The sequence below is a fragment of the Serratia sp. CY83965 genome (genome assembly GCF_052166375.1).
Lineage (GTDB): Bacteria > Pseudomonadota > Gammaproteobacteria > Enterobacterales > Enterobacteriaceae > Serratia > Serratia marcescens.
The window spans coordinates 1-13,527 of the sequence record NZ_JBJNOV010000011.1 but is presented as its reverse complement, the minus strand read 5'-3'; the positions used below and the strand labels follow the sequence as shown (position 1 = coordinate 13,527).

Here is a 13,527-nt window from a genome sequence, read left to right as displayed (position 1 = left end):
CGCCTAGCGCCGCCAGCGGCGCATCAAACGGCTTTTCAACCCGGTATCAAAGCGCCAGATATGATCGAAGATGCGCATGATGCCGGGTTTGCCGTAAGCGGACATCGCCACCGCGTGGAAACGTTGCTGGTGGCTTTGTTGCTGCTGTTTCACCTTCTTTATTACCTCCTCCGGCAACCGCTGGGCGATAAAATCGGAAATGATCACCGCATCGGCGTCGAACCAGCCGCTCTCCGCCATTTTGGTGACGGTGGCGTTCAGGCAGGCCGCCAGATCGGTGCCGCCGCGAAACTGCTGGCCGAGAAAGCGCACCGCTTGTTCGATGCCGCTGGCGGCGGTGAGTTCGTAATGCACGATCTGGTTGGCGAACAGCATGATATAGCAGCGGCGGTTGTCCGCCAGCGCAATGCGCAGCAGCGCCAGACAGAAGGCCTTGGCGCACTGTTCGTTAAAACCGCCCATCGATCCGGAGGTGTCCACGCAGACGATAAACGGCCCGCGCGGCTGTTGATCCTGCTGCTGGTGAGTGACCTGGCGGATCAGGATCTGTTCCTGCCAGACGTCGCCTTGCAGACGGTAGCTCAGCAGCCGCTTTTCCAACAGGCGGCGGTAGAACTCGAATTCCAGCTCTTCTATCCCCAGCGTCGCCAGCTCCGGCGGCAGCAGGCGCAGGATGTCGTCGCTCTGATGAATGCCGCTCACTTCTTCCGGCAGCGTGGCCGGCACCTGCACCATGACCCTGAACGGCTCCGGCTGCGCGTCCTGTTGCTGCACCGCCTTGGCCTGATAGCTGCGGCCCAGCTGTTGCGCCAGCTTTTTCAGCTCCGGCTGCTGCTGCAAAAAGTTGCCGTACTCCACCAGCCGCTGGTAATCGCCACGCTGCAGCTGGCCTTTGCTCATGTCCCACAGCTTGCCGGCAGCGGTGTCATTTTCCGACAGCAGCGGCTCCAGCGCGCCGCTCAGCGCCAGGCGCTCCTGCAGCTCCGCCATCAGCTGCTCGCGCTCTTGTTCCAGCAACTGGTGGTGCAGCATGGTGGCCTGCAGCGTCAGGCTGATGCGCCAGCGCTGCAGAAACAGGGTTTGAAAGCTGTCGTCAAGCGGGTGATTGGGCAGATCGGCGGCGTCCACCAGCGCGCGCGCCTGTTCATAAAACGGCGAGACCAGCTGGCGCAGCAGTTCCATCGTGTCGTTGAGGTTGTGATAAAACTGGGTGTTGTTCTCCAACTGGCACTGTTGGTAGCGGTAAAATTCCTGCGCCAGCGCCGGCGGCACCATCGCCTCCTGCAGACGTTCCTTAAGTTGCAGCTTCCAGCGCGGCAGATCGCGATCCAGCGCCCGGCGAAGAGCCGGAAACTTTTTAAAGAATACCGACAGCTGCGGCGCCGCCAGCATGCCGACGATCATCTCCTCGATCATCTCGCCTTCGGTGATCGCCAGCAGCAGATCGAGCGTCTCCAGACTGAGCATGGTTACTGGCCGCGCATTTGCTGCAGTTGTTGTTTAACCTGTTCCGCGACCTGCAGCAGACTGGCTTCGATCTTGGCCAGGCCGGCGGCGGGCGTGAACAGACAGGGCTGATGTTGGCTGAAGGCGCGGCGTTGCTCCGCCAGGCGCTGGGCCAATCCGTCCATTTCATCCAGCAGCGCCTGTGGCGTGGCGGTGGCCTGTTTGCCCGGCAGCGCCAGCAACGATGGCTGGCGGCTGACGTCCAACACCGTGAGGTGCAGTTGATCGTCCACGTCCAAATCGATCGGCTGCGCGAAGCCGATGCCATTTAGCTTGGCGCGCACGTCGCCGCCTTTTTGCAGCCAGTTGTCCAGCGCGCTGCTTTCGATGCTCAGATGATTGACCTGAATGTCATGCAGCTGCAGCGGTTTTTGCAGCAGCAGGGTGAGGGTGCCGCCGGGGAACGGCGTGGCCGGCGCGTATTGCGGTTTACGGCTGAACATGCCGCCCTTTTTCACCAGGCTGATGGCCTGCCGATCGCTTTGCTGTTGCTGGTCCTGCAGCCAGCGGGTGTGGATCTGTTGCAACTGGATCAGCATCGATTGTTGCTGATAGGCCGACTCGGTCAGCAACTGATCGATCTGCTGTTGCAGCAGCTTCAGCGAGGTGAGATCGTGCCACAGGCAGTCTTTCAATAGCATCAGGTCGAGCGGGGCGATGGCGTCGCGCCCGCTGAAGAAGGCGCAGGCTTGCAGCAGGCGCAGGGCTTTTTTCCAGCGCCGATCGGAGACGTAAGGCGCCTGCTCCAGCGCATCCAGCCGCTGGCGCAGCTGGAAGATCAGCTCAAAACAGGCTTCCGGCAGCGCAACTTTGTCGATCTGCGGTTGCCACTGCAGAAACTCTTCGTCGCTGATGCTCAGCGCTGCCGGCACCGGGTTTTGGCTTTCGCTCTGGCGGTTGACCAGCAGCGAGCGGAAATTCTGTTTATCCTGCACCTTGTCCAGCCACAGACGGATCAGCATGCGGTCATATAAGGCTTCGAGGCTGTTGTCCGCTTCGGGCAGTTCGTTGGAGGCGGTGACCAGCAGGCGCAGCGGGATCGGTTCTTCGCTGTTGCCGTTGCGAAAACGGCGTTCGTTGATCGCCGTCAGCAGGGTGTTAAGGATCGCCGGGCCGGCCTTCCAGATCTCGTCCAGAAACACGATCTCCGCTTCCGGCAGATAGCCGGCGGTCAGACGCTGATAGCGCCCCTCATCTTTCAGCGCCTGAATCGAGAGCGGGCCGAAGACCTCCTCCGGCGTGGAAAAACGCGTCATCAGGTATTCAAAGGAGCGGGCGTTGCGGAAGGCAAACTTCAGCCGGCGCGCGATCAGGCTCTTGGCGATGCCGGGCGGGCCGAGCAGGAATACGCTTTCGCCGCTCAGCGCCGCCAGCAGGCACAGACGGATTGCCTCTTGCCGCTCATAAAGACCGCTCTCCAGCGCGTTGCTGAGGCGGGAAATTCGTTCTGCCAGAAGGGATGATGGCGTCATATAATTGTCGCATTGTCCGAGAGTTAGCCAATCTTGGTCGATAATCCGATGATAAACCACCATTATTTTTAGTGGTATAGCCTGTTGATTAGTAATATTTTTCTAAGTTAAGTCGGATATTCGGTTCACATTTTGTTTATTTTTCGGCTCTGATATAAGGGTAGGCAAGCGGTATAAATGGTGCATACTGTGCGGCTTTCTGGTGGGCGTGACGGATCTTTGAGCCCGTATTTTGCCTGATGCGGATGCATCGCTAACGGATGTTCTGATAAAGAAACGAATTATGAGCGCAGAGCATAAGCAGTCCTTATCGGCGGTAACCTTGGCTGCCATCGGCGTGGTCTACGGTGATATCGGCACCAGCCCTCTCTATACGTTGAGAGAGTGTTTCTCCGGCCATTACGGCTTCGATGTTCGTCCAGACGTGGTTTTCGGCTTCCTGTCGCTGATTTTCTGGATGCTGATCGTGATCGTTTCCCTCAAATATCTCACCTACGTGATGCGCGCGGACAACGCCGGCGAGGGCGGCATTCTGACGCTGATGTCGCTGGCCGGGCGCAATACCTCGGCGCGCACCACTGCGGTGTTGGTGATACTGGGCCTGATCGGCGGCAGCTTCTTCTATGGCGAGGTGGTGATCACCCCGGCGATCTCGGTGATGTCGGCGATAGAGGGGTTGGAAATCGCCGCGCCTGCGCTTGACGCCTATATCGTGCCGCTCTCCATTCTGGTGCTGACGCTGCTGTTCGTTATCCAAAAGCACGGCACCGGCAGCGTCGGCAAGCTGTTCGCCCCGGTAATGCTGCTGTGGTTCATCGTGTTGGCGGTGCTGGGCGCGCGCAGCATCATTTCGAACCCGGAAGTGCTGCAGGCGCTGAACCCCAAATGGGCGCTCAACTTCTTCATGGAATATAAGAAGGTGTCGTTCTTCGCGCTGGGGGCAGTGGTGCTGTCCATCACCGGCGTCGAGGCGCTATATGCCGATATGGGGCACTTCGGCAAGTTCCCTATTCGCTTGGCCTGGTTCACCGTGGTGCTGCCTTCGCTGGTGCTCAACTACTTCGGCCAGGGCGCGCTGCTGCTGAAAAACCCTGAGGCGATCAAAAACCCGTTCTTCCTGTTGGCGCCCGACTGGGCGCTGATCCCGCTGCTGATTCTGGCGACCCTGGCGACGGTTATCGCCTCGCAGGCGGTGATTTCCGGCGTCTTCTCGCTGACCCGCCAGGCGGTGCGTCTGGGTTACCTGTCGCCGATGCGCATCATTCACACCTCGGAAATGGAATCCGGCCAGATCTACATTCCGGTGATCAACTGGACGCTGTATATCTCGGTGGTGCTGGTGATCATCGGCTTCGAACACTCCAGCAACCTGGCGGCGGCGTACGGCATCGCCGTTACCGGCACCATGGTGCTGACCAGCATTCTGGTCACTTCGGTGGCGATTAATAACTGGCATTGGAACCGCTTCCTGGCGATCGGCATCGTAACCATCTTGCTGATCATCGACGTGCCGATGTTCTCCGCCAACGCCCTGAAGCTGTTCTCCGGCGGCTGGCTGCCGCTGACCTTGGCGCTGGTGATGTTCATCATTATGACTACCTGGAAGAGCGAGCGTTTCCGCCTGTTGCGTCGTCTGCATGAGCACGGCAACTCGCTGGAGGCGATGATTGCCTCGCTGGAGAAATCGCCGCCGGTACGGGTGCCGGGTACCGCGGTGTTCTTGTCGCGCGCCACCAACGTCATTCCTTTTGCGCTGCTGCACAACCTGAAGCACAACAAGGTGCTGCACGAGCGTGTGGTGCTGCTGACGCTGCGCACCGAGGATGCACCTTACGTGCACAACGTGCGCCGGGTAACCATCGAGCAGCTGTCGCCGACCTTCTGGCGGGTGGTGGCCAGCTACGGCTGGCGTGAAACGCCGAACGTCGAGGAAGTGTTCCACCGCTGCGGGCTGGAAGGGTTGCCGTGCCGCATGTCGGAGACGTCGTTCTTCATGTCCCATGAATCGCTGATCCTCACCAAGCGGCCATGGTACCTCTACCTGCGCGGCAAACTGTTCGTCGCTCTGAGCCGCAATGCGCTGCGCGCGCCGGATCAGTTCGAAATTCCGCCGAACCGGGTCATCGAACTCGGCACGCAGGTCGAGATCTAATCCGCCTGACAGGGGCTCAGCATGGCTGAGCCCCTTTTGTTTGCGCTTTGTCCGTGTGCGAACGAAACGTTTCGATAACGATCACACTTCTGCATTGTCCTGGTTGCCTTCCCCTGCCGTTTTTTTAAACTCCTCCAAAGAGCGAAACGTTTCGCTAGCGGAGTGAGAAGATGAAAAAAGGCGTATTACTGAATTCCGACGTGTCTGCCGTGATTGCCCGGCTGGGGCATACCGACCAGCTCACTCTGTGCGACGCGGGCCTGCCGATACCGGCGGAAACGCAGCGCATCGATCTGGCGCTGACGCAGGGCGTGCCGACCTTCATGCAGGTGTTCGCGGCGGTCACGCAAGAGATGCAGGTAGAAAGCGCCATCCTGGCGGAAGAGATCGTGAAACAGAATCCGTCGCTCCACGAGGCGCTGCTGGCGGAACTGACCGCACTGGGCCAACGCCAGGGTAACACCATCAGCGTGCGCTATATCAGCCATCAGGCGTTTAAAGCGCAAACCGAGCACAGCCGGGCGGTGATTCGCAGCGGGGAGTGTTCGCCTTACGCGAACGTGATCCTGTGCGCCGGCGTAACTTTCTGAGGCGTTTATGCAACCTTTACTGCAACTGAAAGGGATTGATAAAGCCTTTCCCGGCGTGAAGGCGCTTTCTGGCGCCGCCCTCAGCGTCTATCCCGGCAAGGTGATGGCGCTGGTGGGGGAAAACGGCGCCGGGAAGTCCACCATGATGAAAGTGCTGACCGGCATCTACCAGAAAGACGCCGGCAGTCAGTATTTTCTCGGTAAAGAGGTGGTATTCAACGGGCCCAAGGATTCGCAGGAAGCGGGCATCGGCATTATCCATCAGGAGCTGAACCTGATCCCGCAACTGACGATTGCGGAAAACATCTTCCTCGGCCGCGAGTTCGTCAACCGTTTCGGCCGCATTGACTGGAAGCGCATGTACGCCGAGGCCGATCGCTTGCTGGCGCGCCTCAACCTGCGCTACAGCAGCCATCGGCTGGTGGGCGAGCTGTCGATCGGCGATCAGCAGATGGTGGAGATCGCCAAGGTGCTGAGCTTCGAATCGAAAGTGATCATCATGGACGAACCGACCGATGCGCTGACCGATACCGAAACCGCCTCGCTGTTCAAGGTGATCAACGAGCTGAAGGCCGAAGGGCGCGGCATCGTGTATATCTCGCACCGCCTGAAAGAGATTTTTGAAATCTGCGACGACGTGACGGTATTTCGCGACGGGCAGTTCATCGCCGAGCGGCCGGTGAGCGAGCTGCAGGAAGATTCGCTGATTGAGATGATGGTCGGCCGCAAGCTGGAAGAACAATACCCGCGCCTTGATTTGCCGCGCGGGGAAAAGCGGCTGGACGTCAGCCACCTTTCCGGCCCCGGCGTTGAAGACATCAGCTTTACGCTGTATCGCGGCGAGATCCTCGGCGTGGCCGGGCTGATGAGCGCCGGGCGCACCGAATTGATGAAGATCCTGTATGGCGCCGCGCCGCGCAAGGCCGGCACCGTCAGCCTGGACGGCCGCGAGGTGGTCACCCATTCGCCGCAGGATGGGTTGGCGAACGGCATCGTCTATATCTCGGAAGACCGCAAGCGCGACGGCCTGGTGCTGGGCATGTCGGTGAAGGAAAACATGTCGCTGACCGCGCTGCGTTACTTCAGCCGCGCCGACGGCAGCCTGAAGCAGGCCGACGAGCGGCAGGCGGTGGGGGACTTCATCCGCCTGTTCAATATCAAAACGCCGTCGATGGAGCAGCCGATCGGTCTGCTTTCCGGCGGCAATCAGCAGAAAGTGGCGATCGCCCGCGGCCTGATGACCCGGCCGAAGGTGCTGATCCTCGATGAGCCGACGCGCGGCGTCGACGTCGGCGCCAAAAAAGAGATCTATCAGTTAATCAACCAGTTCAAACAGGAAGGGCTGAGCATCATTCTGGTGTCTTCGGAAATGCCGGAGGTGATGGGCATGAGCGATCGCATTCTGGTGATGCACGAAGGGCATCTCAGCGGCGAGTTCCCGATTGAACAGGCCACCCAGGAAGCGTTGATGGCGGCAGCCGTCGGCAAGCAATACGGCGTAAAGCAGGAGTAATCAGATATGAGTTCCCAGACTATCGCAGCTAAGCGCTGGTTCAGTAAAGAGTGGCTGTTAGAGCAGAAGTCGTTGATTGCGCTGCTGGTGCTGATCGCCGTGGTCTCTTCCATGAGCCCGAACTTCTTCACCCTGAACAACCTGTTCAATATTCTGCAACAGACCTCGGTGAACGCCATCATGGCGGTGGGGATGACGCTGGTGATCCTCACGTCCGGCATCGATCTGTCGGTGGGATCGCTACTGGCGCTGACCGGCGCGGTGGCGGCGTCGATCGTCGGCTTTGAGGTCAACGCGCTGGTGGCGGTGGCGGCGGCACTGGCGCTGGGCGCCGCGGTTGGCGCCTGCACCGGAGTGATCGTCGCCAAAGGCAAAGTGCAGGCCTTTATCGCCACGCTGGTGATGATGCTGTTGCTGCGCGGCGTCACCATGGTGTACACCAACGGCAGCCCGATCAACACCGGTTTCACCGATGTGGCCGACACCTTCGGCTGGTTCGGCATCGGCCGTCCGCTGGGCGTGCCTACGCCGATCTGGATCATGGCGATCGTGTTCATCGCCGCCTGGTATATGCTGCACCATACGCGCCTGGGCCGCTATATTTATGCCCTGGGCGGCAACGAAGCGGCGACCCGTCTGTCCGGCATCAGCGTCGATAAAGTGAAGATTATCGTCTACTCGCTGTGCGGCCTGCTGGCGGCGTTGGCTGGGGTAATCGAAGTGGCGCGCCTGTCGTCGGCGCAGCCAACCGCCGGCACCGGCTATGAGCTGGACGCCATCGCCGCCGTGGTGCTGGGCGGCACCAGCCTGGCCGGCGGCAAGGGGCGCATCGTCGGCACGCTGATCGGGGCGCTGATCCTCGGCTTCCTGAACAACGGCCTGAATTTATTGGGTGTTTCTTCCTACTACCAAATGATCGTGAAGGCAGTGGTGATACTGCTGGCGGTTCTGGTAGATAACAAAAGCAACAAGTAACCTCCCCCTACAGGAATCACGATGATGAAAATGAAAAAACTGGCAACCTTAGCCTCCGCCATCGCGCTGAGCGCCACCCTGAGCGCCAATGCCATGGCCAAAGACACCATCGCGCTGGTGGTGTCCACCCTCAACAACCCGTTCTTCGTTTCGATGAAGGATGGGGCGCAGCAAGAGGCCAACAAGTTGGGCTACAACCTGGTGGTGTTGGATTCCCAGAACAACCCGGCGAAAGAGCTGGCCAACGTGCAGGATCTGATGGTGCGGGCGCCCAAGCTGCTGTTGATCAACCCGACCGACTCCGACGCGGTGGGTAACGCCATCAAGATGGCCAACCAGGCTAAGATCCCGGTCATCACGCTGGACCGTGTGGCGAGCAAGGGCGACGTGGTGAGCCACATCGCTTCGGATAACCGCGTGGGCGGCAAAATGGCCGGCGACTTCATCGCCAAGAAAGCGGGCACCGATGCCAAGGTGATTCAGCTGGAAGGCATTGCCGGCACCTCCGCCGCGCGTGAACGCGGCGAAGGCTTCAAACAGTCGCTGGATCAGAATAAATTCACACTGTTGGCCAGCCAGCCGGCCGATTTCGATCGCACCAAGGGTCTGAACGTGATGCAGAACCTGCTGACCGCTCACCCGGATGTGCAGGCGGTATTTGCCCAGAACGATGAAATGGCGTTGGGCGCGCTGCGTGCGCTGCAAACTGCCGGTAAAACCGACGTGATCGTGGTAGGCTTCGACGGCACCGCCGACGGCGTGAAAGCGGTCGAAGGCGGCAAGCTGGCGGCGACCGTGGCGCAGCGCCCCGATCAGATCGGCGTGATCGGTGTGGAAACCGCCGATAAGGTGCTGAAAGGCGAAAAAGTGCCGGCGACCATCCCGGTGGATTTGAAGCTGGTCACTCAGTAAGTCATACCAGCGCCATCGGAACGGGGCGTTTACGATGGCGCGCAATTCAGGAATCAATGCGATGGAAACAGGTAAGCTGGTGGTTCTTGGCAGCATCAATGCCGACCATATCCTCAATATTGAACAGTTCCCCCACCCGGGCGAAACGGTGATCGGGAAACAGTATAAGGTGGCGTTTGGCGGCAAGGGCGCGAATCAGGCGGTGGCGGCCGGGCGCAGCGGGGCGGAGATCGCCTTTATCGCCTGCGTAGGCGCCGATGATATCGGTGAGCGTATCCGCCGGCAGCTGGCGAGCGATCGCATTGATACTCAACCGATTGAAGCCATCGCCGACAGCACCACCGGCGTGGCGCTGATCTTCGTCAACGCCGAAGGCGAGAACGTGATCGGCATTGATGCCGGCGCCAACGCCGCGGTGACGCCGGATTACCTGGCGCGCTACCAACAAAAAGTGATTGACGCCGATGCCCTGCTGATGCAGCTGGAGTCGCCGCTGGAGACGGTGATCGCCGCCGCCCGCCTGGCGAAACAACATCAAACGCAGGTGATCCTCAACCCGGCCCCGGCGCGCGAGCTGCCGGACGAGCTGCTGGCCATGATCGATATCATCACTCCGAATGAAACCGAAGCCCAGCGCCTGACCGGCATCGCCGTGGACAACGACGACGATGCGGCGCGTGCGGCGCAGGCGCTGCACGACAAGGGCATCGCGACGGTGATCATCACCCTCGGTAGCCGCGGCGTGTGGCTGAGCGAAAACGGCAACGGCAACGGCAGCGGCAAACGGGTGCCCGGCTTCAAGGTGCAAGCGGTGGATACCATCGCCGCCGGCGATACCTTTAACGGTGCGCTGGTGACCGCCCTGTTGGAAGGCAAGGTCATGGCCGACGCGGTGCGTTTCGCCCATGCGGCGGCGGCGATCGCCGTGACCCGCCCAGGCGCGCAGCCTTCGGTGCCGTGGCGTGAAGAGATCGACGCCTTCTTGCAGCAGCAGGGGTGATCCTTTGGCCACCATGAAAGATGTCGCCCGCCTGGCGGGCGTTTCAACTTCTACCGTTTCGCATGTGGTCAACAACAATCGCTTTGTCAGCGACAGCGTGCGCGACAAGGTCATGGCGGCCGTGGAACAGCTGAACTATGCGCCTTCCGCGCTGGCGCGCAGCCTGAAGCTCAATCAGACGCGCACCATCGGCATGCTGGTGACCGCCAGCAACAACCCGTTTTATGCCGAAGTGGTGCGCGGCGTGGAGCGCAGCTGCTATGAACGCGGCTACAGTTTAATTCTGTGCAATACCGAAGAAGACGCCGCGCGCATGAACCGCAGCATGGAGACGCTGCTGCAAAAGCGCGTCGACGGTTTGCTGTTGATGTGCACCGAAAACCACCGGCCATCGCAAGATGCCCTGAGCCGCTACCCGTCATTGCCGATCGTGATGATGGACTGGGCGCCGTTCGAGGGCGCCAACGACATTATTCAGGATAACTCGCTGCTGGGCGGCGAGATGGCGACCGACCATCTGATCGCCCGCGGCTACCGCAAGATCGCCTGCATCGCCGGCCCGCAGGATAAAACCACCGCCCGTCACCGACTGGAAGGTTATCGCAACGCGATGCGTCGCGCCGGATTGCCGGTTCCGCCAGGGTATGAAGTGCATTGCGACTTTGAGTTTGAGGGCGGGGTAAACGCCATGCGCCAACTGCTGGCGCTGGACGAGCCGCCGCATGCGGTGTTCGCCGGCAACGACGCGGTGGCGGTAGGCGTTTATCAGGCGCTGTATCAGGCCGGGCTTTCCGTGCCGCAGGATATGGCGGTGATGGGTTACGATGACATTGAGCTGGCGCGTTATTTGGCGCCACCGCTGAGCACCATTCACCAACCGAAGGATTCGCTGGGCGAATTGGCGATCGATGCGCTGATCAACCGCCTGCAGAACCCGGAGCGCGCACCCCAGGTGCTGGTGCTGACGCCCGAGCTGGTGGAACGCGCCTCGGTGGGGCGCCGTTAACTGGCCGCCTTCGCTTCTTTCTTGCTTTCCTGGCCGCTGATCAAATTGCGGCCATCTTTCCTTCTCAGCAACATAAACACCAGCGCCGACGCCACGGTGACGATCCCCATGGTGATAAAGGTGTAATGGAAGTGGTCGATCATGGTGCCTAACGACAGGGATTCGTAAAAACGCAGCACCGCCGCGCTGATCGCCACGCCGAAGCTGATGGACAGCTGTTGGGTGACCGCCAGGACGCTGTTGCCGGCGCTGGCGTTGGCGTCGTTCAAATCCGCCAGGCTGATGGTGTTCATGGCGGTGAACTGGGTGGACATCGCCATGCCCAGCACGAACAGCGGCAGGATCATCAGCCACAGCGGCATGCCCGGGCTTTGCAGGGCGAACTGGGCGATCAGCACCCCGATGATAACGGTGATGCCGACCAGCGTTTTACGGTAGCCGAACCAGCGCAGTACCTGAGTGACGGTGGATTTCGCCATCAGCGAGCCGATGGCGGTTGGCGCCATCATGCAACCGGCGACGATCGCCGTGTAGCCGAATCCCACCTGCAGCATGAGCGGCATTAAAAACGGCACGCAGCCGGTGCCCAGTCTGGAGGCGACGTTGCCAGCGATGCCGACCGAGAAGGTGCGGGTTTTGAACAGGTCGAGACCGATCAGTGGCTGAGGATGGCGGCGTGCGTGCGCGATGTAGCTGAACAGCATTACGAAGCCGCTGAGCAGAATGCCCAGCGAAACGTAGCTGGCCAGCACCCGCTCGCCAAACAGCTCCAGCCCGGTGGAGATCAGCACCAGGCTCAGGCCGAATAGCATAAAGCCAAGGAAATCGAAGCGGCGTTTGGGCGTGGTGAAGTCCGGCATGTATTTGCGTGCATAGAAGATGCCGAGCAGACCGATAGGGATATTGATCAGGAAAATCCAGTGCCAGGTGGCGTAGGTTACCAGCCAGCCGCCCAGCAGCGGCCCCAGAATCGGCCCGACCAGGCCGGGCATGGTGACGAAGTTCAGCACCGGCAGCAGTTCGCTGCGCGGGTAGGCGCGCAGCAGCGCCAAGCGCGCGACCGGCATCATCATCGCGCCGCCGATGCCCTGCAGCACGCGAGAGGCAACCAGCGCGCTCAACGTAGGAGACAAGGCGCACAGCAGCGAACCGAGGGTGAATAACGTGACAGCGAAGATGAATACCCGTCGAGTGCCGAAGCGATCCGCCAGCCAGCCGCTGACCGGGATCAGCATTGCCACCGTCAGCGTGTAGCTGATGACGGCCGATTGCATCGCCAGCGGCGAACGCCCCAGGCTTTGGGCGATCGCCGGCAGCGCGGTGTTGAGGATAGTGGCGTCCAGCGCCTGCATAAAGAACGCCATTGCGGCGATCCACGGTAGTCCTGCCATACTGCGCGCGGATTGGGTCATGGTCGGTCCTGGTTAAATGGTCGTCTGTCCCTCGTCTCTTTCTTCTATATATAAGCGGGGAGCGTGTCTAGTCTTTCTCTTTCAGCAATACCTGGCAGGCGACGAGGGCGCCTGCGCTGTCTCCGGCGAGTATCGCATCGACGATAGCCTGATGATGGCGCAGCTTGATCACTTCATTGCCGGTGATGGCGCGGAAGTAGCTTTGGTACACCGAACTGAACAGGTTGGCGAACGAGGTCAGGAACGGGTTGCCGCTGGCCTCGTAGATGAGCTGGTGGAATTGGGTATCGACCTGGATCCAACGCTCGCGATCAAACTGGGTATGCAGCGCGCGCATTTCCGCCATCAGCCCCGCCAGCAACTTGGTTTGCTGCGGGCTGGCGTGGTTTGCCGCCAATGCGCAGGCCTGCGGCTCCAGCGAGGTGCGCAAGATAAGGAAGTGTTGCATCACCTGATCGAAGTTTTCCCGCGTCATCCACCAGGTCAGTAAATCTTGATCGAGGAAATTCCATTGGCTTTGCGGCATCACGCGGGTGCCAATGCGCGGGCGCGGCAATAACATGCCTTTGGCGGCTAACATCTTCACCGCTTCGCGCACTGCGGTACGGCTGACGCCGAATTGCTCGCCCAGTTCCATTTCACCAGGCAGGATGCTGCCGGCCTGATAATCGCCTGCCAGAATTTGTTGGCCGAGTTTTTCTGCAAGCAGATAAGAAAGATTGCGTTGGGCGGCCTGTTGTTGTGCATTTAACGGCATGGCTGCGGATCCTTACTGACATCGTTATTTCTATTTTACTCCAGTGATCGCCAGCTTTTATGGCTGTTTGCCTGAAAAAGTGACATAAATTCGCCGCTTTTTCGCCCTTTTGTTGAAAAAAAACGCGCTTGAAAAGTTTTTTGCAATTAGGGGTTGCGGCCTGCCGAGAACTCCCTATAATGCGCCTCCACTGACCGGGAACAACGACTGACAAGCCGCCGGGTCAGCGAGA

At 60.2% G+C, this 13,527-nt stretch carries 11 protein-coding genes; 7 read left to right on the top strand and 4 right to left on the bottom strand.

Going from position 1 to position 13,527, the window contains the following annotated elements:
- Positions 1 to 3: 3 nt before the first annotated feature.
- Both viaA and ravA read right to left on the bottom strand, forming a co-directional pair.
- Positions 4 to 1,467: an ATPase RavA stimulator ViaA gene (gene viaA, locus ACJ8PL_RS19805; RefSeq protein ID WP_442531337.1), complete on the bottom strand. Its 1,464-nt coding sequence runs from the start codon at positions 1,465 to 1,467 to the stop codon at positions 4 to 6.
- A gap of 2 nt (positions 1,468 to 1,469) precedes the next feature.
- Positions 1,470 to 2,978, bottom strand: a complete 1,509-nt coding sequence (gene ravA / locus ACJ8PL_RS19800) for an ATPase RavA (RefSeq protein WP_016929624.1) — start codon at positions 2,976 to 2,978, stop codon at positions 1,470 to 1,472.
- Positions 2,979 to 3,261: 283 nt separating this feature from the next.
- On the opposite strand from ravA, the gene kup reads away from it, so the two are divergent.
- The 7 genes from kup (at position 3,262) to rbsR (ending at position 11,126) form a co-directional block, all read left to right on the top strand.
- Positions 3,262 to 5,130 (top strand): low affinity potassium transporter Kup, encoded by a 1,869-nt coding sequence (kup, locus tag ACJ8PL_RS19795; RefSeq protein WP_015379467.1) that lies wholly within the window; start codon positions 3,262 to 3,264, stop codon positions 5,128 to 5,130.
- Positions 5,131 to 5,300: 170 nt separating this feature from the next.
- Entirely contained in the window at positions 5,301 to 5,720 is a 420-nt protein-coding gene (rbsD, locus tag ACJ8PL_RS19790; RefSeq protein ID WP_016929625.1) for a D-ribose pyranase, read from the top strand.
- Between the two features lie 7 nt (positions 5,721 to 5,727).
- Positions 5,728 to 7,233 carry a ribose ABC transporter ATP-binding protein RbsA gene (gene rbsA, locus ACJ8PL_RS19785; protein WP_442531336.1) on the top strand — a complete coding sequence of 502 codons (1,506 nt, stop codon included), beginning with the start codon at positions 5,728 to 5,730 and terminating at the stop codon, positions 7,231 to 7,233.
- Between the two features lie 6 nt (positions 7,234 to 7,239).
- Positions 7,240 to 8,208, top strand: coding sequence for a ribose ABC transporter permease (rbsC, locus tag ACJ8PL_RS19780; RefSeq protein ID WP_004933766.1), 969 nt, complete (start codon positions 7,240 to 7,242; stop codon positions 8,206 to 8,208).
- A 24-nt stretch (positions 8,209 to 8,232) separates the two neighbouring features.
- Positions 8,233 to 9,120: a ribose ABC transporter substrate-binding protein RbsB gene (rbsB, locus tag ACJ8PL_RS19775; RefSeq protein ID WP_049299635.1), complete on the top strand. Its 888-nt coding sequence runs from the start codon at positions 8,233 to 8,235 to the stop codon at positions 9,118 to 9,120.
- Positions 9,121 to 9,181: 61 nt separating this feature from the next.
- A complete protein-coding gene (rbsK, locus tag ACJ8PL_RS19770) occupies positions 9,182 to 10,120 on the top strand; it encodes a ribokinase (RefSeq protein WP_110147544.1) in 939 nt (312 codons plus the stop codon).
- 4 nt (positions 10,121 to 10,124) lie between these two features.
- A complete protein-coding gene (gene rbsR, locus ACJ8PL_RS19765) occupies positions 10,125 to 11,126 on the top strand; it encodes a ribose operon transcriptional repressor RbsR (RefSeq protein WP_025160301.1) in 1,002 nt (333 codons plus the stop codon).
- Here rbsR and mdtD read toward each other — a convergent pair.
- Both mdtD and ACJ8PL_RS19755 read right to left on the bottom strand, forming a co-directional pair.
- Positions 11,123 to 12,538: a multidrug transporter subunit MdtD gene (gene mdtD / locus ACJ8PL_RS19760; protein ID WP_079452260.1), complete on the bottom strand. Its 1,416-nt coding sequence runs from the start codon at positions 12,536 to 12,538 to the stop codon at positions 11,123 to 11,125. The two genes, rbsR and mdtD, sit on opposite strands and share 4 nt — an antisense overlap.
- A 67-nt stretch (positions 12,539 to 12,605) precedes the next feature.
- Positions 12,606 to 13,295 carry a FadR/GntR family transcriptional regulator gene (locus ACJ8PL_RS19755; RefSeq protein ID WP_004933751.1) on the bottom strand — a complete coding sequence of 230 codons (690 nt, stop codon included), beginning with the start codon at positions 13,293 to 13,295 and terminating at the stop codon, positions 12,606 to 12,608.
- Positions 13,296 to 13,527 lie beyond the last annotated feature (232 nt).

Excerpts from the sequence above, each read along its gene's own strand:
- rbsA (WP_442531336.1), top strand. The coding sequence starts at position 5,728 with ATGCAACCTTTACTGCAACTGAAAGGGATTGATAAAGCCTTTCCCGGC.
- rbsB (WP_049299635.1), top strand. The coding sequence starts at position 8,233 with ATGAAAATGAAAAAACTGGCAACCTTAGCCTCCGCCATCGCGCTGAGC.
- viaA (WP_442531337.1), bottom strand. The coding sequence starts at position 1,467 with ATGCTCAGTCTGGAGACGCTCGATCTGCTGCTGGCGATCACCGAAGGC.
- ravA (WP_016929624.1), bottom strand. The coding sequence starts at position 2,978 with ATGACGCCATCATCCCTTCTGGCAGAACGAATTTCCCGCCTCAGCAAC.
- rbsK (WP_110147544.1), top strand. The coding sequence starts at position 9,182 with ATGGAAACAGGTAAGCTGGTGGTTCTTGGCAGCATCAATGCCGACCAT.
- kup (WP_015379467.1), top strand. The coding sequence starts at position 3,262 with ATGAGCGCAGAGCATAAGCAGTCCTTATCGGCGGTAACCTTGGCTGCC.
- ACJ8PL_RS19755 (WP_004933751.1), bottom strand. The coding sequence starts at position 13,295 with ATGCCGTTAAATGCACAACAACAGGCCGCCCAACGCAATCTTTCTTAT.
- rbsC (WP_004933766.1), top strand. The coding sequence starts at position 7,240 with ATGAGTTCCCAGACTATCGCAGCTAAGCGCTGGTTCAGTAAAGAGTGG.
- rbsD (WP_016929625.1), top strand. The coding sequence starts at position 5,301 with ATGAAAAAAGGCGTATTACTGAATTCCGACGTGTCTGCCGTGATTGCC.
- mdtD (WP_079452260.1), bottom strand. The coding sequence starts at position 12,538 with ATGACCCAATCCGCGCGCAGTATGGCAGGACTACCGTGGATCGCCGCA.